Source organism: Pseudomonas sp. P5_B2 (assembly GCF_056400445.1).
On record NZ_JBFULH010001037.1, the window covers coordinates 1 to 1,108 of the forward strand.

General features: G+C 55.8%; 1 protein-coding gene and 1 pseudogene. Both read left to right on the plus strand.

Annotated elements, in window-relative coordinates; genetic code table 11:
• The first annotated feature begins 10 nt into the window (after positions 1–10).
• The gene (locus AC1DRJ_RS28995; RefSeq protein ID WP_477805154.1) at positions 11–580 is read left to right on the plus strand and encodes an START domain-containing protein; all 570 of its coding nucleotides are present in this window, start codon (positions 11–13) and stop codon (positions 578–580) included.
• Between the two features lie 283 nt (positions 581–863).
• A pseudogene (locus tag AC1DRJ_RS29000) lies at positions 864–1,108 on the plus strand (LTA synthase family protein); the annotation flags it as partial.

The window sequence follows — 1,108 nt, forward strand, 5'->3', positions numbered from 1 at the left end:
GTAGTGTGGATTGACTGCGGTWCTCGCCGCTACGACCGCCCAGGCTGAAGACTGGAAGGTCGCCAAGAACGAAGACGGCATCAAGATCTCCCTGAGTGAAGTGCCTGGCTCGGACTACAAGTCCTATCAGGGCGTAACCTTGATAAAGACCACCGTTGCCAAACTGCGCGCGTTGCAGGAAGACGTGTCCGGCGCCTGTGCCTGGATTCACGAGTGCAAAATGCAGAAACTGCTCAAGCGCGAAGGCGATCAGACCTGGACCTACACCCAGTTCAATACCCCGTGGCCCGTCACCCCGCGTGATTCGGTTTTGCACATCACTACCATTGAAGGTGCCGATGGCAGCCTGACCCGCAAGCTCGAAGGCGTACCGAAGTACATTCCGGAAGAAAAAGGTTTTGTGCGGGTCTCCAAAGTCGACGGGTTCTGGAAGTTCGTGCCCAAAGGTGACCAGGTCGAAGTGACCTATCAGGTGCACACCGAGCCAGGCGGCAGCGTGCCTTCGATGATTGCCAACAAGTTCGTGGTCGATGYACCGTTCAATACGTTGAAAACCCTGAAAGAACGCGCCGAGAAGTAATCGCACCGTTGTTCTGCGACACGCCCCGACTGGTTCGGGGCGTTTGTGTTTTTACCAGGGCGCGGCTTTATTGTGTTTCCGGATATGCGTTGCACAAAATTTTCACAAAGCCTCCAAGACAATCCGCCCGCATCGGCCAGCCAAACAGTAATCAATGGCAATGAGGCGGGTGATCGTGCAACATTTGCGCACCGCGCAAGCCCCGGGGCCAAGTATTGGCCAATAGAGGGCAGGGCGCCGCTGTACTTTTGAAACTTCAACTTCCAATGGGTCCTAAAACGACATGGCAATCCCGGACGCCCTGAATCAGCAGCGAGCTTCTAGTCGCCTGCTGCAACCGACCGTCAAATCGCATCTGGCCTATACGCTGTTGTGCGCCTTGATCATGATGGTCATGTTCAGCCTGCTGCGTGTTGCGCTGCTGGTCTACAACCGCTCGATGATCCTCGACACACCGGCTGCGACCTTTCTTGAAGCGTTCGCCAACGGCCTGCGTTTTGATCTGCGTCTGGTGGTCTACCTCTGTAT